At 29.4% G+C, this 21,341-nt stretch carries 20 protein-coding genes; 7 read left to right on the top strand and 13 right to left on the bottom strand.

Features of this window, described 5'->3' with window-relative positions; translation table 11 throughout:
• Positions 1-77 precede the first annotated feature (77 nt).
• Positions 78-1,328, top strand: a complete 1,251-nt coding sequence (locus GEMHA0001_RS01955) for a peptidoglycan bridge formation glycyltransferase FemA/FemB family protein (protein ID WP_004264134.1) — start codon at positions 78-80, stop codon at positions 1,326-1,328.
• 42 nt (positions 1,329-1,370) lie between these two features.
• Here GEMHA0001_RS01955 and clpP read toward each other — a convergent pair whose 3' ends face one another.
• Both clpP and GEMHA0001_RS01945 read right to left on the bottom strand, forming a co-directional pair.
• Positions 1,371-2,018 (bottom strand): ATP-dependent Clp endopeptidase proteolytic subunit ClpP, encoded by a 648-nt coding sequence (gene clpP / locus GEMHA0001_RS01950; RefSeq protein ID WP_004264070.1) that lies wholly within the window; start codon positions 2,016-2,018, stop codon positions 1,371-1,373.
• Between the two features lie 166 nt (positions 2,019-2,184).
• Positions 2,185-3,063: a YitT family protein gene (locus GEMHA0001_RS01945; RefSeq protein WP_004263882.1), complete on the bottom strand. Its 879-nt coding sequence runs from the start codon at positions 3,061-3,063 to the stop codon at positions 2,185-2,187.
• 249 nt (positions 3,064-3,312) lie between these two features.
• Between GEMHA0001_RS01945 and cysS the strand changes: the two genes are divergently transcribed.
• From cysS to GEMHA0001_RS01920, 5 genes are read left to right on the top strand one after another with little or no spacing between them, the layout of a single operon-like run.
• Complete coding sequence (cysS, locus tag GEMHA0001_RS01940; protein WP_004263846.1) at positions 3,313-4,710, top strand: cysteine--tRNA ligase; 1,398 nt, start codon at positions 3,313-3,315, stop codon at positions 4,708-4,710.
• Positions 4,695-5,126: a Mini-ribonuclease 3 gene (locus GEMHA0001_RS01935; protein WP_004264008.1), complete on the top strand. Its 432-nt coding sequence runs from the start codon at positions 4,695-4,697 to the stop codon at positions 5,124-5,126. The genes cysS and GEMHA0001_RS01935 overlap by 16 nt, the downstream gene beginning before the upstream one ends.
• A complete protein-coding gene (gene rlmB / locus GEMHA0001_RS01930; RefSeq protein ID WP_004264086.1) occupies positions 5,110-5,925 on the top strand; it encodes a 23S rRNA (guanosine(2251)-2'-O)-methyltransferase RlmB in 816 nt (271 codons plus the stop codon). The genes GEMHA0001_RS01935 and rlmB overlap by 17 nt, the downstream gene beginning before the upstream one ends.
• Positions 5,918-6,358 carry a GNAT family N-acetyltransferase gene (locus GEMHA0001_RS01925; protein ID WP_004264053.1) on the top strand — a complete coding sequence of 147 codons (441 nt, stop codon included), beginning with the start codon at positions 5,918-5,920 and terminating at the stop codon, positions 6,356-6,358. Before rlmB ends, GEMHA0001_RS01925 begins: the two co-directional genes overlap by 8 nt.
• A 21-nt stretch (positions 6,359-6,379) precedes the next feature.
• Positions 6,380-6,904 carry an NYN domain-containing protein gene (locus GEMHA0001_RS01920; protein ID WP_004263726.1) on the top strand — a complete coding sequence of 175 codons (525 nt, stop codon included), beginning with the start codon at positions 6,380-6,382 and terminating at the stop codon, positions 6,902-6,904.
• A gap of 53 nt (positions 6,905-6,957) precedes the next feature.
• Here GEMHA0001_RS01920 and GEMHA0001_RS01915 read toward each other — a convergent pair whose 3' ends face one another.
• Both GEMHA0001_RS01915 and gorA read right to left on the bottom strand, forming a co-directional pair.
• Positions 6,958-7,689 carry a hypothetical protein gene (locus tag GEMHA0001_RS01915; protein ID WP_004263977.1) on the bottom strand — a complete coding sequence of 244 codons (732 nt, stop codon included), beginning with the start codon at positions 7,687-7,689 and terminating at the stop codon, positions 6,958-6,960.
• A 90-nt stretch (positions 7,690-7,779) separates the two neighbouring features.
• Positions 7,780-9,132: a glutathione-disulfide reductase gene (gene gorA / locus GEMHA0001_RS01910; protein WP_004263761.1), complete on the bottom strand. Its 1,353-nt coding sequence runs from the start codon at positions 9,130-9,132 to the stop codon at positions 7,780-7,782.
• A gap of 245 nt (positions 9,133-9,377) precedes the next feature.
• Here gorA and GEMHA0001_RS01905 point away from each other — a divergent pair, with 245 nt between their 5' ends.
• Entirely contained in the window at positions 9,378-9,704 is a 327-nt protein-coding gene (locus GEMHA0001_RS01905) for a thioredoxin family protein (protein WP_004264186.1), read from the top strand.
• A 185-nt stretch (positions 9,705-9,889) separates the two neighbouring features.
• Here GEMHA0001_RS01905 and GEMHA0001_RS01900 read toward each other — a convergent pair whose 3' ends face one another.
• From GEMHA0001_RS01900 to GEMHA0001_RS01860, 9 genes are all read right to left on the bottom strand, one after another.
• Entirely contained in the window at positions 9,890-12,058 is a 2,169-nt protein-coding gene (locus GEMHA0001_RS01900) for a hypothetical protein (protein WP_004263952.1), read from the bottom strand.
• 187 nt (positions 12,059-12,245) lie between these two features.
• A complete protein-coding gene (locus tag GEMHA0001_RS01895) occupies positions 12,246-12,542 on the bottom strand; it encodes a hypothetical protein (RefSeq protein ID WP_004263891.1) in 297 nt (98 codons plus the stop codon).
• Positions 12,543-12,613: 71 nt separating this feature from the next.
• The gene (locus tag GEMHA0001_RS01890; RefSeq protein WP_004264139.1) at positions 12,614-13,882 is read right to left on the bottom strand and encodes a competence/damage-inducible protein A; all 1,269 of its coding nucleotides are present in this window, start codon (positions 13,880-13,882) and stop codon (positions 12,614-12,616) included.
• A 144-nt stretch (positions 13,883-14,026) separates the two neighbouring features.
• A complete protein-coding gene (locus GEMHA0001_RS01885) occupies positions 14,027-15,403 on the bottom strand; it encodes a polysaccharide deacetylase family protein (protein WP_004263998.1) in 1,377 nt (458 codons plus the stop codon).
• Between the two features lie 167 nt (positions 15,404-15,570).
• Entirely contained in the window at positions 15,571-17,031 is a 1,461-nt protein-coding gene (locus GEMHA0001_RS01880; protein WP_004263912.1) for a DEAD/DEAH box helicase, read from the bottom strand.
• Between the two features lie 241 nt (positions 17,032-17,272).
• Positions 17,273-18,211, bottom strand: coding sequence for a serine hydrolase (locus tag GEMHA0001_RS01875; protein ID WP_004263734.1), 939 nt, complete (start codon positions 18,209-18,211; stop codon positions 17,273-17,275).
• A gap of 219 nt (positions 18,212-18,430) precedes the next feature.
• Positions 18,431-19,186, bottom strand: a complete 756-nt coding sequence (locus GEMHA0001_RS01870; RefSeq protein ID WP_004264073.1) for a GNAT family N-acetyltransferase — start codon at positions 19,184-19,186, stop codon at positions 18,431-18,433.
• Positions 19,187-19,224: 38 nt separating this feature from the next.
• Positions 19,225-20,391 (bottom strand): tetratricopeptide repeat protein, encoded by a 1,167-nt coding sequence (locus GEMHA0001_RS01865; protein WP_004263763.1) that lies wholly within the window; start codon positions 20,389-20,391, stop codon positions 19,225-19,227.
• Positions 20,392-21,339: a polyprenyl synthetase family protein gene (locus GEMHA0001_RS01860; RefSeq protein WP_004263960.1), complete on the bottom strand. Its 948-nt coding sequence runs from the start codon at positions 21,337-21,339 to the stop codon at positions 20,392-20,394. It lies immediately after the preceding gene.
• Positions 21,340-21,341 lie beyond the last annotated feature (2 nt).

The raw sequence follows: 21,341 nt of genomic DNA, 5'->3' as shown, positions 1-21,341 counted from the left end.
TACTTTTTTTTTTAATTTTTGTTATATAATTTTATAAGTAATTTTGAATAGTAACAAACTAAAAAGGAGATTTCAAAATGATATTTACTGAAATTAGTAGTGAAGAACTTCAACAATTTCAAAAAGAAAATAACCACAGATATTATTTCTCGCAATCAGCAGAATATAATATTATGGCCAATAATAACAACTTAAAAACTGAAATTTTAGCCGTAAAAGAAAATAATAAAATACTAGCATACGGTATTTTCATTTATTTCCAATATAAAAAATACTTTTACAAAGTAACTGCTCAATACGGACCAATTATGGACTACTCAAATTCTGAATTAGTTAGTTTTTACTTTGATCAATTAAAAAAACACTATGCAAAAAATCTAAGAGTATTATCTGTACGTGTAAATCCATTTGTAAATGAAAAAATCTATAATGATGTTGAATTTGTAGAAGAAAACGAAGATGCAGTTAGAACAAATAGAATTTTAAATGACTTAAATTATCATGCTATGAATGAAGATTTATTTACTAATCCTACACTAGCTTCTCGTTGTGTTTTCTCTAAACCACTAGACGAAAATATTAATGAAAGTAATTTGTTAAAAAATATTTCACAAATCGCTCGTTATACTATTAACAGAACGATGAAGGAAGGGGTTCAGGTTCGCGAAATAGACATATTCAATGAAGAAGATGCTAAAATCTTCGATAAAATAAATCGTGATACTGAAGATAGAATTGATTTTGAAATCCGAGATAATACTTATTTCAAATCATTAAAAAATAATATAGGAGATAAAGCTCACTACCTTGTTTCATATATTGATTGTGATCAATTCGTTGAAACTACAACTAACACAATTGCAAATCTTGAAAAAGAGCGAGACGATTTAAAAGAAAAATTAGAACAAGGAAAAGTGAATGCTAAAAAAGCAACTAACCGTCTAAAAGAATTTGATGAAAACATTGCAATATGGTATAAAAAAATTGATAAAATAAAAGAACTTAAAGCTGAAAATGGGAATGTTATTAACCTTTCATGTGCTACTTTTATAGAATCTGGTCAAGATTTAATTTACTTCACAAGTGGTGCAATGAGAAAATTCCACCGTTATGAAGGACCATATGCTATCTTATTCCATATGATGAAATACGCAATTAACAATAACTTCAAATATTTCAACTTCTTTGGTACTTCAAAAGATTTCCATTCTGAAGATGCTACTGATTACGGTGTTCTTCAGTTTAAACGTAACTTCAATGGGAATATTGAGTACTTTATGGATAATTACGAAATTAGAAATGCTATTGGTAAAGTTTGGAAAATATAATAAAAAAGGAATTGAGTTTTTAGCTCAATTCCTTTTTCTTATTTATTCTGACTTTTTAGCAGCTTTTTTAGTAGCTTTTTTTGGTTTTTCTTTTTTCTGTGGTTTGTTATTTTCTGGATACATTACTTTATCTACTAATCCATACTCACACGCTTCTTCTGCTGTTAGATAATTATCACGTTCTGTATCACGTTCAATAGTTTTAATAGTTTGACCAGTTCTATCTGCTAAGATTTTGTTTAATTTTTCTCTTGTTCTTAGAATATGTCTAGCTGCTATTTCTATTTCTGTTGCTTGACCTTGTGCACCACCTAATGGTTGGTGAATCATTACTTCTGCATTTGGAAGAGCGTATCGTTTACCGATAGTCCCAGCTGCAAGTAAAAATGCACCCATACTAGCTGCCATACCCATACAAATAGTAACAACATCACATTTAATGTGTTGCATTGTATCATAAATTGCAAAACCAGCTGTTACACTTCCACCTGGTGAATTAATATAGAAATAAATATCTTTTTCACTATCTTGTGCTTCTAAAAATAAAAGTTGACTAGTTATTGAATTTGCTACTTGATCATTTACATCTGAACCAAGAATGATGATTCTGTCTTTTAATAATCTTGAATAAATATCGTATGCTCTTTCCCCTTGAGAAGTTTGCTCTATTACTGTAGGAATTAAATTCATTTTCTTACCTCCTAATTTTCTTTTCACTAGATATTATATATCAAAAATGGTCAATTAGCAACTTTTTTCCCTTTCTAAGTATTCTGCATATCAAGTATAATAACACTCAAATACAAATTAAAAAATCGACTTAAAATAATAATTCTAAGCCGATTTTATATAAATTTTATAGTCTATAAGAATGTTCTTTAAAGTTCCCTACTATCGTATTTACCGCACTTACAGTAATAAATGCTTCAGGACAATTTTTCGCTACTAACTTACGTAATTGATGCATTTCATTCTGCTGAATAACTACAATAATCATTCGTTTTTTCTCGTGTGAATATCCACCTTCTACGTCCATAATTGTTGATCCTCTATGTAAAGTATTATTTATAACTTCAACCATTCTTTCAGGATTACTACAAATAATTGTACATTGAATATAAGCTGAGAAGAATTTCTGAACACCTTTCATCGTCTGATTACGTACAAAACTCATAACCAAAGCATACATTACATATTTTATATCAAAAAATATCCATACTATTATATAAACTGTAATATCCTGTATAAGAAATACAGTTGGTAAATTAAAATCCATTTTTTTAGAAATAAATTTACCTGTAATATCAGTTCCCCCAGTAGAAGCACCCGCAACTAATAGACAACACATCGCAAGACCTGAAATAATCCCACAAAAAATTGCTGCAACAAGAGAATCTCCTAAATCTACTGGTGTTATAACTTTTGGTAAATTATTTATTAAAAAAGATGATATACTTATCACAATTCCCGTAAGAATTACAAACTTACGGCTTATATACCTATATCCTATATAAAACAATGGAACATTTAAAATAAATTGTACAGTACCTATTTTTATCCCTGTAAGTTTATTTATTACCAAACTTAATCCTAATGCCCCACCTGCCCCTATATTATTTACAGGTATTAGTAATCCAGCATAAATAGAGAATAATATCGTTCCAATAATTATTAGAAAGACATTTTTTGATTGTTTATGTTGCTCAGTCTTATATATCGTATCTGATAATTTCATGATTTCCTTATCCTTTATTTTTATCCTGTATATATTTTAATACAAATATAAATTTAAAACAAATAAAAATTGATTATCTTTTATAAAACATCAAGAAATAATTCATTTTATAGGCATTTTGTGTTAAAATTTAAATAATAGACTTTTTTAGTTATTATGATATAGAAGAAATTTGGGAATCATTCATTAGTTAATTTATAAGATAATTAATTTTTAATTTATGAATCTCCCTTTTAAAAGGAGCTATTTATGATTAAACTCTATAATACATTGACAAAACAAAAAGAAATTTTAAAAACAATTGAAGAAAACAAAGTAAGAATGTACGTTTGTGGACCTACTGTATATAACTATATACATATTGGAAATGCACGTCCGATAATAGTTTTTGACGTAGTTCGCAAATATTTAGAACACAGTGGATATGAAGTAGATTTCATCTCTAACTTTACAGACGTTGATGATAAAATTATTAAGGCTAGTAATGAAGAAGGAATTTCTACAAGTGAACTAACTGAAAAATACATCACAGCTTTCTTTAAAGACTATGATGCACTTGGATGTAAGAGAGCAACTAAAAACCCTAGAGTTACTGAATACATGCAAGAAATAATTAACTTCATTGCAAAACTTGTTGAAGAAGGATTTGCATACGAAGCTAAGGGTGATGTTTATTTCAGAACACGTAAAAAAGAAGACTACGGAAAATTAAGTAAACAATCTATCGATGATCTAATTAGTGGTGCTCGTATTGAAGTTGGTGAACATAAAGAAGATCCTCTAGATTTCGCATTATGGAAAAAAGCTAAACCTGGAGAAGTTAAATGGGATAGTCCATTTGGAGAAGGTCGCCCTGGTTGGCATATTGAATGTTCTGTAATGGCAAAAGAAACTCTAGGTGATACAATCGACATCCACGCTGGTGGACAAGACTTAACATTCCCTCACCATGAGAATGAAATAGCACAATCTGAATGTCACAATCATGTACCGTTCAGCAACTATTGGATGCATAATGCATTTATTAATATTGATAATGTTAAAATGAGTAAAAGTTTAGGTAATTTTCGCTTAGTAAAAGATATTATTGCAGAAATAGATCCAATGGTGCTGCGCTTATTCATGCTAACAGTTCACTACAGAACTCCAATTAACTATACATTAGAAAATATTGAACTTGCAAAAACAAACTTTGAAAAAATTAAAACTTCTTATCAAAACTTACAATTCAGATTAAATAATGATATGTCTGATGAAAAACTAGATACAGATGTTGTAGCATTAGTTACAGAAGAGTTAAACAAATTTGAAGAATATATGCAAGATGATTTCAACACAGCAAATGCACTTTCTTCATGGTATGAAATTGTGAGAATATCTAATTCATACACAGCAAAAGAAGCTGTAAACAAAGAAACTCTAGAGCTAATCAACGCTGCATTTGAAACTTATAGTTCTATTCTTGGAATAAGCGTAAAAGAAGATAATACACTTGATAGTGAACACATCGAAAGTTTAATATCTGAACGTGAAGAAGCTCGTAAAAATCGTGATTTCGCCTTAGCTGATAAAATACGTGATGACTTAAAAGAACAAGGAATTATCTTAGAAGATACTAAACAAGGTGTACGATGGAAAAAAATATAATTTTTAAATTTACTGAAAAAAACTTCGCTAACCCTAATCAAATGCAAGCACTAACCCTTGCCTATATCGGAGACAGCATCTATGATATTATGAGTAGAGAATACGTTATGAAAAATCACTTAGGAAAAATAAATGATCTTCATAAAACAGTATCTACAATCGTATCAGCAAGAGCACAAGCAAGTTTTATGGAAAACATACTAAATAATAGTATATTAACAGAACAAGAAGAAAAAATTTATAACCGTGCAAAAAATCAAAAAAACAACTCTAAAGCAAAGAACGCAAGTATTATGGAATATAAACTTGCTACAGGTTTAGAAGCAGTATTCGGTTATTTATATTTAGAAAAAAACTTTGAAAGATTGGAGGAAATGTTTAACTACATAATTAGACTATATGAAGAAAAACAATAAACACTATAAAGAATTAAGACTAAAAAACAAAGAACAAAAACCTCAAGTCCAAACTCCTGAGGTGGATTTAGATAAAGAAGTAATTGCTGGTCGTAACGCTATACTTGAAGCTATTAAATCAGGACGCGAAATTAATAAAATTTTGTTCCAAGAAGGTATTGAAAAAGGAAGATTAAAATCTATTTTTGCTATTGCTAATGAGAAAAAAATCATTTGTCAAGAAGTTCCAAAACGTAAACTAGATAATTCTACTACTGAACGTCACCAAGGGGTTATCGCTTATGTTGCACCATACTCTTACTTTGAACTTGATGAAGTAGTAAATAACCTAGAAATTAATAAGGATACTACCCTACTAATTTTAGATCATATTGAAGATCCACATAATCTTGGAGCGATAATTAGAACTGCTGAGGCTAGTGGTGTTAAAGCTATAATAATCCCTAAACGTCGTGCTGCTGTGGTTAGCCAAACTGCAGTTAAAGCATCTGCAGGAGCGATTGAACATATGCCCGTTATTCGCGTATCAAACCTAACTGATGCTATTAAAAAACTAAAAGAAAAAGGGTTCTGGATTGCTGGAACTACACTAGCAGAACGTTCTGAAGATTATACAAAAATTGCAAAAGATGTACCTTTAGCTATCGTAATCGGTAACGAAGGTGAAGGTATGAGTAAAGTTGTTACTAACGAATGTGATTTCTTATATCACCTACCAATGTTAGGGAAAATCCAAAGCTTAAACGCTTCTGTAGCAGCTGGTATAATAATGTACGAAAGAATTAAGTCTAATGATTAAAATTTTAAAGAATAAAGAAGAATTAGAACTTGGTTTTGCTCTGCGTATTGAAGTATTTGTTAAAGAACAAAATGTTCCTATTGAACTAGAATTAGATGACAAAGATTATAGTGATAATACAGTTCATATTGGATATTTTCATGACGATAATCTTATTGGAGTCGCACGTCTTATCGATATGGATAAAGATGTTATTCACATCGGACGCGTTGTTATTGATAAAGAATATCGTGGAAAAGGTATCGGTCGTAAGCTTATCGTTGGCTGCGAAACTATTGCAAAAAACATTTTAAAAAGAGAAGTAATTATAGAATTGAGTGCTCAAATTCAAGCCGAAAAATTCTATGAATCATTAGGTTACAACCGAGTTAATAATAAAATATATTTAGATGCGGGTATTGAGCATGTTGATATGAGGAAAGTAATTAATTAAACTTACAAAGGAGGCTTTTTTATGAAAAAACAATATTTATTTATTGATGGTTATAATCTACTTTTTCGTATGAAGGAATATAACTTAATAAAAAGCTCTACCTTCCCTACTGAACGTGATATTCTAATCGACATGTTACGTGAATATGCAGGAGGAAATAATTACATCGTCTACTGTGTATTTGATGCCTATCTAACTCGTGCAAAAGAATATATAAAAGAAGAGCCACCTATCAGTATAGTTTATACAAAAACTGGGGAACGTGCTGATCAATGGATAGAAAGAAAAACCCGAGAATTAAGAATCGATCACTTTGTGGATATTATAGTTGTGAGTGATGATAACGATGAGCGTGATACTACTCTTGGGTACGGAGCTATTCTAAGAGATTGTCACATGTTTATAAAAGAGTTAAAAGATAGAAAACAAAATGTCTCTAAAATAACCAGAAAACATAATTCAAGAGAATTAAAAAATAGACATATTCGAATGAGCGATACAGATAGAAGAAAAATAGAAAATTTCATAAAAAATGGGAAATTTTAAAAAAAAGAGATGGACTTATTAAAATCCATCTCTTTTTTTACTATTTTACTATTCTAAATAAAACTAATTTCAACTTTTCCTTTATTTGAAATTGCTGTTATTTGTCTTTCCTTAGCAGCTGTTGTATTCTTGCTGTAATTAATTTGATAATCTTCTTTATTACCTATTATCTTAGCAAATATATCACCAGAATCCGTTACCATATTCATAGAATTCACTTTAGTTTGGTCTACTATAATTTTTGTATTATTTTTAGTTTCAATAATCGCTTTATTTATAGTATCCTTTGTAATCTGTACCTTTTTATTATCAGTAGCGATTTTAAGATTACCTATCTCAGCTTCATCAACTACAACCTCATCATTACTACTAATGATTAAATTTTCTACATTTACAAATATTTTAGAAGTTGCATCTCTGTTTTCCAGACTTATATTTTTATATACTTTATTAGGAAGATATACATTAAGGCTATTATCACCTAATTCCTCTGCGAAAGCAGTAATATTTAACAAATTATTTTCTATAAAATACTTATAATTCCCTTTGTATCTTCCTTGTATTAAAACCGTCTCATTATCATGATAATAAATTTTGACATTATTTTTCGATGTGTTAATTTTAATACTATCTATCCCTTTCTTCCCAATCCATTCACTAAAGACTTTATAAGAAGATTCTTTTGGGGCATTAGTTTCTTTATCCTCTTTACTGAATCTCACACAACCTGTTGCAATCGACACAGTTAATATTCCAATAATTATTGTTTTTAAAATTTTTTTCATTATTATCCCCTCCTAAGTTCAGAATACTCCTATAAAAATAGAATGTCAAGAAAAAAATGATTGACCTAGGTCAATCATTTTTTTATAAAATTATCTCATTGTTACGAATTCTTCAGAACCAGTTGGGTGAATCGCTACTGTGTTATCGAAATCACGTTTTGTTGCTCCCATTTTAATAGCAACAGCAAAACCTTGAATCATTTCATCTACACCATATCCAATTCCGTGTAATCCAATAACTTTCTCGTCTTCTCCAAGAGTAATAAGTTTCATAAAACATGGTTGTCTGTGACTAGTTATTGCTGAATACATTGGAGTAAATGAAGATTTATAAACTTTGATGTTTTCTTCACCAAATTCTTTAATAGCTTGCTCTTCTGTATATCCAATAGAACCAATCGCTGGGTGTGAGAATACTACGGTAGCAACATTAGTATAATCTAAGTGCTCTTCAGGTTTATTATTAAATAATCTTTCTGATAATCTACGTCCTGCCGCAACTGCAACCGGAGTTAACGCTAAGCGTCCTGTTACATCACCTACTGCATAAATTCCTTCTACATTAGTGTTTTGGTATTTGTCTGTTGGAATAAATCCACGTTCATCTACTTCCACACCTGCAGCTTCTAAATTAAGATTTTCAGATAATGGTTTTCTACCGATTGCCCAGATTAAAAGATCAACTGTAGTTTCACGTCCATCTTCAAGTACTAAAGTAACACTGTCATCAGCATTTTTTACAACTTTTTTAGGAACAGCATTTGTGTGAAGAGTTGGTCCTTCTTCATTAATAACTTTTACTAAAGTATCTACTATATCTTTATCAAAAGTTCTTAGCGGACGATCACGACGTACAAATAAGTGAGTATCAACACCTAATCCATTGAATACTCCTGCAAGTTCAACTGCGATATATCCTGCACCAACTACAGCGATACGTTTTGGTAATTGTTTAAGCGCAAATACTTCATTAGAAGTAACACCAAACTCGGCACCTTCAACATTAGGGATAGTTGGTTGTCCACCAGTCGCTATTAAAATGTGATCAGCTGTATATTGTTCACCATTAACTTCAACTGTATTTTTATTTACAAATTTAGCATATCCTCTTACTAGATCTACTTTATTAGTGTTTAATCCACGTTCATAAGAACCATGAATTCTATCAATATATGCAGAACGATTACCTACTAATTTTGAGAAATCAAATTCTACATCTCCAAAATTAAATCCATAATCATTTGCGTATAGTTTTAAACTTTCAGATATTTGTGACGCATGCCACATAACTTTTTTAGGAACACATCCAACGTTTACACATGTTCCTCCTAGTTCATTTCCTTCAATTAACAATCCTTTTACACCGTACATTGCAGCTCGGTTAATTGAAGCTATTCCACCGCTTCCTCCACCAATTGCAATATAATCATAATGTTTTGCCATGTTTTCACCTCTATAATATTTTATAGCTTTTATAAGCTAAAGATTAGTATTTTACTTAGGTTTTCTATGAACTAAAACTAATCTCTATATTTCATATTATGCAACATTTAATAATTAAATTCAACATATATGCTTACATTTGTAATCGAAAATTGAAAATAAATATGAATAGTTTTCACTCAAGCATTGTTAATGCCAAGAATTTTTATTTATGATATAATTTTAACAATAAATGAGGTGATAATATGTTTAACTATATAGAAAAATTAAACTCTATAGAACAATTTAAAGTATTAAAAGAAGAAAATGAAAAAATTGTTTTCGTATTTTCAGCAAGCTGGTGTCCTGATTGCATCATGCTTGATCGTTATTTAGAAGAAACGATGAATAAGTTTCCAGAAATAAAATTCATCTACGTTAACCGTGATGACTACCCCGAAATATCTCAAGCTCTTGATATTTTTGGTATCCCTTCTTTTGTAGGTTATAAAAACAATGTTGAAGTTAGTCGTTTTGTTTCAAGACTTGCTAAAACACAAAAAGAAGTAGAACAATTTTTAGAGAAAATCTAATATAATTATAAAAAAGGGAGTGACTCAAAAATCGTGATTTCTAAAGAAACAAGATTTTATTGAGTCTCCCCTTCAAAGTTTATTAGATATCTAAAAAGCTTTTAGATATCAATAAACCACTGCATCTATGAGTTGCAATATACAATTTTTTTAATTTAGGACTTTTCGGGCATTCCCTTTTTTCACTACCTTAAATAATAAAGTGGTCCTAATATTTTTTTAATATTTTCAGTTGATTCAAATTTTAGATCTAATGCATCATCAACGGTTTTTATCTTATTATTTTCTATCATTTCTTCTAGTGTTGACGGAATTACACTTAATTTAAACACCGGAGTGATTCTTAAATCTGATGTAGGAACGATATTATAAAGATCATTTTCTCCAATTTTTTGACCTGCAAAAATCTCTTTTGTTCCTTTACCCATATTTACTTTTACTGTTTTGTTTGCAATAAAATGAGATAATGAGTAACCTGATTTAGGATCTACTATTATTTTATTATTTTTTGTAGCATCTCCAATATTATTAAATTCATCAACTCTTAAAACATTAGATGTTCCTTTAGAAAGATTAACATTTCCTTCAAAAGTTTTTTCAAATTCTACATTAAATAACTTTCTATATACTGCAGTAAATTCAATATCTTTCCCTTTTTCTGTAACTACAGCACCTAATTCATTCGTTTGCAATAGCTTGTTTTTAGAAACTCTGATATTTTCTGAGTTTTCACCAGCCATTAAATAATCGCTATTTGCCTGCCAACCTAAGAACTCTTGCTCTGTAACTCCAGTAGCCGTTGGTAAATTAATCATACTATCTATTCTAGACCCTACTAGTACCTCTTGACCATCAGATAAGAATTTATCAATACCTCGTCCTACAAACTTAACAGTAACCCACTCACTATCCACTTTTTTAAAGTAAATCTCTAAAACTGTCTCTGCTGTAATATAATCATCATCGCTGATTACTTTCTTATTAGATCTGAATAGTACTTCATATCCAGAATTTGGTTTAATTTTTTTACGAAGTTCTGCTAGTAAATCCCCAATTTTTTTAGTTTCAGGCCACTCTATATCTTTATCTTTTATACTATCATCAACCTTACCAAATCGTTTATTATAATCATCTTGTCGAATTTTAATAGTATTAACATTTTCTTTATAATTTGCTTTTACTATAATACTATTGTCGATACTAACTTCAGATAAATCCTTAATTTCATTAATTTTAGAATTATCTTTTGCATCTAAAATAGTATAGCTATCAACATGATATTTTTCTCTATCAAAGAACTTAGTATCTATTTCACTTAGTTTTTGACCAGTTAGCAACGTCACTTCTTTCTTAGTAATGCCGTTATCCAATAATATTTTTGTATTATATTTTGCTTCAATTTTTATATTATTTCCTAATACTTGAGAATTTAAAACTTCCTTATCATCTAAGTAATAACCAGAAAAATCATAACTTGAATCATTACTAGTTATATCTTTAATTTCATTTTCTTTAATGAAGTTACCAAACGATACTCCTTGCTTGATTAAAAACTCTTTATTATTCTTCTTAAATTCCGAAGGATATTCAAGCTTTACATTATTCCAATATTCTTTATCCTGTGATAATTGTACTTCTATTTTTTTCGATAAATATGGAACTTCTATATTCTCTAAATTTATTTCCTTACCATCTACAAATATTTTAGCTTTTGTATAACTATAGTATTTATCAGGTCGATAATACTGTTCTACTTCATATGGTAAAACCGAGACCTTATCATCCTTAAGAGAATTTCTTAATTCAATCGTTCTATTTACTACCTCTTTTTTACCTTCTTTTACTACTAGATTGATACTTTTTTTAGTAAAATATATCTGACTTGATTTAGAATACTCAAGATTCTCTATATTACCTTTACTATCCTTGTCAAAGCTCATAACATTCATTATTATTCTACTATTTGGAACAAAAAGTTTTAATAGTCTTTTATCAACTATTTTTCCAGTTCCACTTTTTTTTATCTGTACTCTGAACAATTCATTCGGAATATTATTGCTATCAAGGGAGTAGAAAATTAGATAATTATAAGAATTCTTTTTATAACTTAATAATTCTGCACTATACTCCAATTCTTCCATATTACTCTGAATTAGATTATTTTTTATAACAGGAAGAGAGTAACTTCTACTTCTAGAGAATAAATCAAAATTAAAGATATTATCCCTTAGTACTGTATCCATTACAGTTGTATTATAATCTGTAAAATAATCTGCTTTTGTCTCTGAACTTGTAACTGTAATTAAGCTAAAACACAGCAGTCCAGAACTTATAAATCTACAATATTTCAACATTTCTCCTCCTTTCTTATTATTTCTATTATAGCATATTCTATAATAATAATTATATAGAATATCGTTAAAATAAAACTAAATATTACCACATAACTTTAAAATACTTTTCATTGCTATATAGGTTTAAATACCATAAAATTGACCTATAAGTGGATCACTTATAGGTCTATGGTTTATTAATGTTATTTTAAGCTTCACTTATATTTTCTAACATTATTTGATCATTAGATATACTAACTTCATCATATTCGTAATCATCCGCAAAATCGTACGAATACTCCTTATATAGGAACATTTCATTAGAGTAATCTAAAAACTCCTCCTCTGGAGTAGAGAACTCTACTTCATTATAACTTTCATCAGCGTAATCTGATAAAATTTCATCTTCATAGTCTATTTCAGTATTGAAGTCCTGGGAATATTCATCATCTTGCCCGTACCTGGGATCCGGTGACTCCAAACTAGATAAGTTCATTGTATACATAAAAATCTCCTTAAATATCTTTTTTTATTATCATAATTATACATAATAGTTTAACTTTTTTCAAGCAAAAACTATAGTTTTTTCAAAATATTTTTTCTTACCTCATCAAGTGCTTCTATGCTTGCTCTAAAGCGGATTAACTCCCTATCTCCAACGAATGAACACTCTTTTACAGAAACATCTCCTTGAGCATATACAGCTATATAAACTAATCCAACTGGCTTTCCACTTTCATCACTATTTGGTCCGGCTATTCCAGTTGTAGCAATAGCAAAATCACTATTTAGTCTCTTCGCTACTCCTAGGGCCATCTCTCGAGAAACCTCTTCACTAACTGCACCAAATTTTTCTAAAGTTTCTTCTTTTACTCCTAATGTGGTAATCTTAGATTTATTTGAATAACATACAACTCCTTCTAGTAATGAATTTGAAATTCCACTTTTTTCTACTAACATTTCTGTTATCTTTCCTCCAGTAAGTGATTCCGCTATAGAAATTGTGTAATTATTTTTAATAAGAAGATTAGCTACCGCACTATTCAATTCAGTTTGTGAACTAGAGACATCTTCATCTCCAACTAAATAAATATATTCCCCTACACCTTCTCTACTTTCTATTTCTTCCAGTTGACGATTTATCATCTCCTCACATTCATTTTTATCTTTAGCACTCGCAGTAATTCTTAATAGCACCTCTCCCGTTTTCGCATATAATGCTAAAGTAGGATTGGTCTGTCTATCCATTATATCTTTGATTTTTGTTTCTAAAAGTGATTCACCAATACCATAGAATCTCACATATTTTGAAATGAATTGTTTCTTGCTGTATTTTTCTAAATAAGGTTTAACACTTTTCCCAAACATATCTCGCATTTCTCTTGGAGGACCAGGCATTAAGATAATACGTTTATTATTTTCTTCAATTATTATTCCTGGAGCTGTGCCACAAAAGTTTTCTAATACTATAGCACCCTCAGGAATCATAGCTTGTTTTTTATTATTCTCTGTAATTACATTTCTACCAGTTCTTGTCAATCTCTCAAGAATTTTCACCCATGAATATTCATGAAAATAAAAATCCCTTCCAAAAAATTCTGCTGCACATTCTTTAGTTATATCGTCATCAGTAGGTCCCAAGCCACCAGTAATTATAACCGTATCATTTTCTGAAAATGCAATATCTAAAGTTTTAAGTAACCTTTCTCGATTATCCCCTACTGTAGTTTGTCTATAGACCCCTAATCCAAGTGCTGCCAATTCTTTTGATAAATATGCTGTATTAGTATTTACAATATCACCTAATAATAATTCTGTTCCAACAGAAACTATTTCAACTCTCATAAATAAACCTCGCAAAATTCACTAATTTTCTTCTCTTAATTCTATTCTACATCATAACAGCCGAAAAATAAATAATCTAGTTCTAAAGTACTTTCATAAAAAAAAGAAAGCTCAACGAACTTATTCATTGAACTTTCTTTTATCTTATTCTCTATTTGTATATTTTTGATGCAATTCTAATTGATCTCCCATAAGTTCTTCAACTGTTACCAATTCAAATCCTTGGTCTGTTAAGTATTGAAGTACTGTAGGTAATGCATCAATTGATGTTTGATGTATGTCATGCATTAATATTATTGATCCTGGTTGAGTTTTTTGAACTTCCTTCATTATTGAAGCAGTATTACGATTCTTCCAATCAAGTGTGTCTATATCCCATAATATAAATGATTGATCAACAGCTTCTTGAATAGCAGAATTAATTCCACCGTACGGTGGTCTCATTATATGTACATCTTGACCACTTGCCTTTTTCAAAGCTTCAGTAGTATCATTTATCTGACTTTTAGCTTCTTCTAAACTAATCTTAGTTAATAATGGATGACTCCATGAGTGGTTTCCAATTTGATGACCTTCTGCAACAACTTGCTTAATAATATTTTCATTTCCAGCGACAGCATGCCCTACCATGAAGAATGTAGCTTTTGCATTATATTTTTTCAACAATTCTAAAGCAACTGGTGTAGTATTAGGATTTGGACCATCATCAAATGTTAAAGCTACAGCTTTTCTACTTCTCTTTTTAATATACTCATTATATTTTTCTAGATCCTCACCCTTAAGATATGTTTCATTAATATATTTGAATAAATCATTAACCGGTATTTCTACTGAATTAATATCTTCTTTATTTGACTCTATATTAATATTGAACTTAGAGTTATTATAGTTAAATTTCCATGTAGCCATATCTTGATCTCGAAGATTTGTAATATTTTGATTAATAACTTCTTCAGATAACCCCTTTACAGCTAGTTGTTGTTTTATTTTAGATAAGAATTTCTGTTTTGCAATATCTGGTGAACTAAATAAACTAGATAATGTAAATTCCTTACTACTCTTATCTAAATAAATACTTGAAACTATTGATTCACTAGCAGACTCAACTTTTCTTGATTCTACTTTATGTGAGATTTTCTTTACATTTACTTCATTCACGTTAGCAAAATTAGATTCTTTTTCTTCTACTCCATAAAATACTATTTCTTTAATATCCTTATCGAAGTTTAAATTCTCTTCTACTAATCCTTTGGTAGCATCATTTAAACGTTCCTTAATTTCATTAGCTTGTTCTGTGTTTAAGTTTGGTGTATAAACTTTAACATATTTATCTCCTAACCATCCAGCTTTAACACTACTGTTTTTAGCCAACTCAGATTTATCTCCATCTGCAACTACTTTTTTTACCTCAGATTGAAAATTATAGTCTTGCCATTTTTGATATGCTGTATCTCCAAAAAATAATAAAAACGTGCATACCATCATGCATAACGCGGCTAATATAATACCTAATCTCTTCATTCTTTGTTCCCTCCTTAGTATCTTTTCTTCAATTTTTTAGTCAAATCCCATCCATTAATTATTATACATTAAACAAATAAATTACTCCAGTAAAATTTAAATAAATGTATACAACTTTTTTTATAGATAAAAAGATATTAACAATAATGCTAATACCTTTTCTATGTTTATTTATTCTGCATTCTACGACCTTTTTTATCAAAGAATTTTTTATCTGTACCACGACGTTCATTACGATTTTTCTTATCTCTATTATCAGAACGACGACGTCTGTCATTTCCTCTATTTGAACGTCTTCCCTTATCTTGTCTTCTCGGAAGAGGTTTTTCAAATGATAATTCTACATCAACTTCTTTTTTATCATTTATTAATTTACTTAATAATATAGTGATAACTTTCTCTGCATTAGTTTCAGCTAGCAGTTTATTTGCTAGACTATTAAACTCTACATGATTATTATCCATTTCCAAAACAACTTCATCAAACAATCTATTATGGCGTGATTTTTTCACTTCATCTAATGAATATGGACGTAACATTTTCATTCTCTCTCCACGAGAATTTTCAATGTCTTTTAAGTATGGCATTTCTACTGGATTTAAGAATGTTATTGCAACTCCTGATTTACCTGCTCTACCTGTTCTACCAATTCTATGAGTATAACTTTCTACATCTTGAGGAATATCAAAATTATAGACATGGGTAACATCGCTAATATCAATACCTCGCGCTGCTACATCCGTAGCAACAAGAATTTGCAATGAGTTATTTTTAAATTTACGTAAAATTTCTAAACGTTTAGATTGAGTAATGTCTCCGTGTAGTCCTTCTGCTAAGTATCCTTTGGCAATTAAAGCACTCGCTAATTCATCAACACGACGTTTAGTTCTTCCAAACACAATAGCTAAGTTTGGATTTTGAACATCTAAAAATCCAACTAAAGTTTCTAATTTTTCATTCTCTCTAGCAATTGTAGCATACTCTGTAATATCCGGTTTAAGATCTTCATCACTCATCGTTTTAATAAGTTTATAGTCTTTCATAAATTCTTTAGAGAGTTCCATTATTGTTTTCGGCATAGTTGCTGAGAATAATAGTGTTTGATGTCTTGAAGTTATCTTTGATAAAATAAATCTAACATCTTCGATGAATCCCATATTTAGCATTTCATCTGCTTCATCCAATACTAAATGTGTTAATGTTTCTAATTTTATCGTTCTTCTATTAATGTGATCGATTACACGTCCTGGTGTTCCCACTATAATTTGTGGACGTTTTTTCAAATCTTGAATTTGTCTTTCAATACTTGTTCCACCAAATACGATGCTAACTTTTAATCCTTTTGCTCTTGACATAAGTCGAAGTTGTTCTCCTACTTGTTGAGCTAGTTCTCTTGTTGGGGCAAGAATTAATGATTGTAATTGATCATTTCGCCTTACTGTATCTACTAACGGTATTCCAAAAGCACCTGTTTTTCCCGATCCTGTTTGTGCTTGGGCTAATATGTCAACTCCAGATAATACATATGGAATTGTTTCTGTTTGAATACCAGTTGGAGATATGAAATTCATATTGGTTAGTGATTGAACAGTTTCCTGACTAACCCCTAATTCTTCAAATGTTGTCATTTGTTTCTCCTTAATTTATTCAATTTTATATACTGTCTTATTTATATAACCTGTTAATTATAGCATGAAAATTGAAAATAATAAAGAAATAAGGGTAAACTACAGAAAAATCATATTACTTCACTTTAATTTATACATCTCTTTCATATATTTAAAATAAAATAATAGCATAGTAGTTATTTAACCGCTATGCTATCATCATTTCATATATTAACAAATAATTTTCACATTATATATTTTTTTACATATTATTATTCGTGATTTCATCAATTTTCTTAGCTATATTTTTTATACTTTGTCCCGATTTACTTAGATTATTAGTATATATTAATAACATATAATCCTTATCACCAAAAACGATTGCTGTATCATGATAGTTTGTATCTATCGCACCATACTTACTTGCCACTTTTTTATTTGGGATACCATCCTTAATCCATTCTCCTTCTTTAGAATCCTCAAGGTATTTCATTAGTTCAGAATATTTATCGCGTTCTTTATATAACTTCGTCCAAACCAACTCCATCATAGCTGGAGTAATTTTATTATTTTGAGCTTCTTCTTGAGGTAATTTCACACCAAGTTCAGCTAAATATTTTACTACCACATCAGCTGCTGTTGCACTATTACCCATCAGCATATTTGTAGCAGTATTATCAGAATATTGAATCATATTTTGTAGTACATACTCTAATTTATAGCTATCTTTCTTTTGACTATTAGTTATTTGCCCATTACCATCTTCTAGGAATTTTTCATTATAAACTATATCAGCATCTTTAGATATTTCACCATTCCTAATACGATCATATATCTTCATCGCATATATTACTTTTATCGTACTAGCTGCTGTAAAGTAATGCGTATCCTCCTGAGCATAACGATATCCTGTAGAAAAGTTTTTATATACAATACCTATTTCATTATTTCCTTTGTACTGTTCTATTAGATTCTCCATAGCTTCATTCAATTCTATTTCACTAAGCTTTTTATTCTCAACCACTGGTTCTTTTTGTTTATTTTCTTCATTCTGAGCTTCTTGTTGAGCAACTTCCTGCTGTTTAATAGCGTCTTTTTTAGCCTTAATATGTGCACCTGCTGAAAATACACCGTAAATAATTAAAATCACTGCTGTTGATTCAATTATAAACTTTAAAATTCGCTTCCAAGTTCTCTTCACTACCTTACTCACATCCTTTATCTATAATATTCTTATACTAGTTTACTACATAACAACTGTTTTAACAATAATTTCACGAAAATATTCTTAAAAATAAAATTTACATTTTGATTTAAAATTATCTACTCTAACATCCCAGTACTATCCATGTTCTTATTAAAAGGTTAATTCAATTGTTAAAAGAGTAATCCAAAGTTTTTGAATTACCCTTCTATAACTTTACAGATTGCTCTTCAAATAAAAATCTTGCTCAGATATTTTTGAAAATCCCATATTTTCATACATATATTTTGGAGTATCATTGGCATCAACTACCAAAATAACATTTTCTTTTCTTTCATTGTTTATTGCAAAGTTAATGATGTGCTTAGCAATTCCACGATTTCTATATTCTGGTGCTATATATAGATTATCGATTTCAAAGAAATTATTTTTCACAATAATATTAGCAGATCCTACAATCTTTTCACCATCTTTAGCTACAAGCTGTTTAATACTTTCAGATCTAATATTTTCATAAAGTAAAGTCTGATTATGCTCAGCCCACTCTTCATTACTAGCTTCTATATCTATTTTATATTGAAATTTTAAATATCTATTTAAATCAATTTTTTGTAGATATTCTACTTCAAAATCACTTGGCTCTTGTTCTATAAAATTTCTAGTGTTTAAATAATATAAATTAAGATTGATTTCACTAAAACTTTCCTTTTTTAAATATCTCTTTAGTTTTCTCGATAATGTAACATTTTCCATTGCTGCTAAATGAATAAAATTTACACCCTTATCTCTAAAGAAATTTCTACAAGAAGAAATATAGTATTCAAGCTCATCTACAGTAGTAGGCTCTTTTTTCATTAATAAATAATTTCCACTAAAATATAATTTTGATTTTAATGTTTGATAAATTACATAACTATCTGTTTCAACTACCGACTTTGCTCTCGAATAAATATCTTTAAAACTATAATCCATAACTAACACCTCCTATTCTTAATGTATTTTTCATTGTATTAATGATGTCCATGTGGCCCATGGTGATGTTCAAAATGATTTATTATTTCAAGAACTCTAGAACTTCCAGTTAAATCATAAACATTTCTTAGAGTTTCCACATACATTGGATCGTCATGTAGGACATCAAAATATGTAACGACATCTTCTTCAACAAAGTCAATATAATCTTCCTCTTCTGACAGAGCATTTAAAGCAGCACCTAAAAGAATTGGATCATCTTTTATTAATGAGTTTCCATTATATAAATCATAGATTTTCTCATATTCATATAATGATTTAAGTGCATTTATAGCAATAAATAATGTTTCTTCTGAGATACCCTGTGCTGTCAATACTTCTTGCATTAAAGTACGGATATTATCATATTGTTGATCATCCTTATATAATGAAATCAGATGCAGATAAGCACTAATAGCCATTCCTTGTAATTCAATATATTTTTCTAGGTATCTCTTAGCTTCGTCACCTTTTGACATATGTCCTAAGTGTAAGTATGCTTCAGTGAAATCCGGATCGATTGCGATAGTTTTTAATAAGTACATTTTTGATTTTTCTAAATTCTGAATTTGATTATATGCGAATGCTAATGAGAACAGAATTCCTGCATCCTCATACCCTCTTCCATTTTCATTATAGAAATCAATAGCTTCTTCAAATAATCCTAAAGCATATAAATTATCAAATGCTGTTTGGAAATTTTCTAAAGATGGTTCTTCATAGAAAATTCTCTCACTTAAGTTTCTAGCTTTATCTTCTCTTCCTGTTGTTAAATAAATCCCTACTAACTCTTTATCTATTGCACGAATAGCCTCATCAAAATCCGTTCCAGCTCTAGCTGCTAAGAACTTATCTTCAGCTATTTCATATAGTTCATCTTCTAAATATATTAATCCTTCTTGATATAAAATCGAAGGTGTTTTTGGTGAATTGTATAATACTACTAAAGCATAATCTTTCTTATCTAGATATAAAAGATTATGAACATATCCTTCAATTGCAGTATCATCTTCTCTATTTTGTTCATAAATAATTCTAGATAATTCTAAACACTCATCAAATAATCCATTATCTAAAAGTATTGTACGAAACTCCTCTTGCTGCTCTCTATCTAATGCAGAAAAATCTATGTCTTTTAATTCATCTAAAAATTGTTGTATATCCATCTAATTTTCTCTCCTTGCTAACTTATTCATAATAAAAGTCAATTCAGTTTTCACAGTAGAATCAATATTATCGATACTCTCCTGAGCTTTTTCTAAATATCGTCTACTTACAGTTAATGTTTCTGATAAAACTTTATCGTTATTTCTTATATAATTTATTATTTCGTCTTTTTCTTCACTACTCGTGTCTTTTGTAAAATTACAAAATAGCTCTGGGTTTTCTTCCTTAGCTAATAAAGCTGGTAATGTAATATTACCGTTCATTAAGTCCTGTCCGACTTCTTTACCAAGATTTTGTGTTCCTCCCACGAAATCAAGATAGTCATCAATTATCTGGTAACTCATCCCTAAATAATAGCCATATGAAAATGCACTTCTTATATCTTCATCAGAAGCATCCGCAACTATACTCCCTGCCACACAAGCAAAAGCTATTAATATCGCAGTCTTTCTCTTAATTTTTTTAAGATAATCTAATCTTCTGGTTTTTATATCATACAAGCCATCCGCTTGAATAAGCTCGCCTATGCACAGTTCTTTAAGCGTTTCCGCTAAATATAAATGAATTTTCTCATTATCAAACTTAGCTACTTCTTTTAAAACTACAGAGAATAAATAATCCCCTACACGAAGAGCAAACTCATTACTATATTCTTTATTCATCGTAACACTGCCACGTCTAGTATCAGCATTATCAATAATATCATCATGAATTAAACTAGCAGTATGAATTATTTCAACTATACTAGCCATTCTAATAATGTCTTTTTTATTTAGTTCAAAATTTCCTAATTTAGCACACATTAGTAAAAGAAGTACTCTAACCCTTTTACCTCCATTTAGAAAATACTTTTTTACAATCTCATCTAATTGTTCATCATTACTTCTAGTAATTTCGAAAATATCTTCTAATACCTCGTGTACCAACGTATCATACTGTTTTAACATTC

This window comes from Gemella haemolysans ATCC 10379 (genome assembly GCF_000173915.1).
GTDB classification, from domain to species: domain Bacteria; phylum Bacillota; class Bacilli; order Staphylococcales; family Gemellaceae; genus Gemella; species Gemella haemolysans.
The sequence above is the reverse complement of the archived record's forward strand: the minus strand, read 5'-3'. Positions and strand labels throughout refer to the sequence as shown.

What these genes read in the sequence shown, in the direction of transcription:
- GEMHA0001_RS01955 (WP_004264134.1), top strand. Translation starts at nt 78, where the DNA reads ATGATATTTACTGAAATTAGTAGTGAAGAACTTCAACAATTTCAAAAA.
- clpP (WP_004264070.1), bottom strand. Translation starts at nt 2,018, where the DNA reads ATGAATTTAATTCCTACAGTAATAGAGCAAACTTCTCAAGGGGAAAGA.
- GEMHA0001_RS01945 (WP_004263882.1), bottom strand. Translation starts at nt 3,063, where the DNA reads ATGAAATTATCAGATACGATATATAAGACTGAGCAACATAAACAATCA.
- cysS (WP_004263846.1), top strand. Translation starts at nt 3,313, where the DNA reads ATGATTAAACTCTATAATACATTGACAAAACAAAAAGAAATTTTAAAA.
- GEMHA0001_RS01935 (WP_004264008.1), top strand. Translation starts at nt 4,695, where the DNA reads ATGGAAAAAAATATAATTTTTAAATTTACTGAAAAAAACTTCGCTAAC.
- rlmB (WP_004264086.1), top strand. Translation starts at nt 5,110, where the DNA reads ATGAAGAAAAACAATAAACACTATAAAGAATTAAGACTAAAAAACAAA.
- GEMHA0001_RS01925 (WP_004264053.1), top strand. Translation starts at nt 5,918, where the DNA reads ATGATTAAAATTTTAAAGAATAAAGAAGAATTAGAACTTGGTTTTGCT.
- GEMHA0001_RS01920 (WP_004263726.1), top strand. Translation starts at nt 6,380, where the DNA reads ATGAAAAAACAATATTTATTTATTGATGGTTATAATCTACTTTTTCGT.
- GEMHA0001_RS01915 (WP_004263977.1), bottom strand. Translation starts at nt 7,689, where the DNA reads ATGAAAAAAATTTTAAAAACAATAATTATTGGAATATTAACTGTGTCG.
- gorA (WP_004263761.1), bottom strand. Translation starts at nt 9,132, where the DNA reads ATGGCAAAACATTATGATTATATTGCAATTGGTGGAGGAAGCGGTGGA.
- GEMHA0001_RS01905 (WP_004264186.1), top strand. Translation starts at nt 9,378, where the DNA reads ATGTTTAACTATATAGAAAAATTAAACTCTATAGAACAATTTAAAGTA.
- GEMHA0001_RS01900 (WP_004263952.1), bottom strand. Translation starts at nt 12,058, where the DNA reads ATGTTGAAATATTGTAGATTTATAAGTTCTGGACTGCTGTGTTTTAGC.
- GEMHA0001_RS01895 (WP_004263891.1), bottom strand. Translation starts at nt 12,542, where the DNA reads ATGTATACAATGAACTTATCTAGTTTGGAGTCACCGGATCCCAGGTAC.
- GEMHA0001_RS01890 (WP_004264139.1), bottom strand. Translation starts at nt 13,882, where the DNA reads ATGAGAGTTGAAATAGTTTCTGTTGGAACAGAATTATTATTAGGTGAT.
- GEMHA0001_RS01885 (WP_004263998.1), bottom strand. Translation starts at nt 15,403, where the DNA reads ATGAAGAGATTAGGTATTATATTAGCCGCGTTATGCATGATGGTATGC.
- GEMHA0001_RS01880 (WP_004263912.1), bottom strand. Translation starts at nt 17,031, where the DNA reads ATGACAACATTTGAAGAATTAGGGGTTAGTCAGGAAACTGTTCAATCA.
- GEMHA0001_RS01870 (WP_004264073.1), bottom strand. Translation starts at nt 19,186, where the DNA reads ATGGATTATAGTTTTAAAGATATTTATTCGAGAGCAAAGTCGGTAGTT.
- GEMHA0001_RS01865 (WP_004263763.1), bottom strand. Translation starts at nt 20,391, where the DNA reads ATGGATATACAACAATTTTTAGATGAATTAAAAGACATAGATTTTTCT.
- GEMHA0001_RS01860 (WP_004263960.1), bottom strand. Translation starts at nt 21,339, where the DNA reads ATGTTAAAACAGTATGATACGTTGGTACACGAGGTATTAGAAGATATT.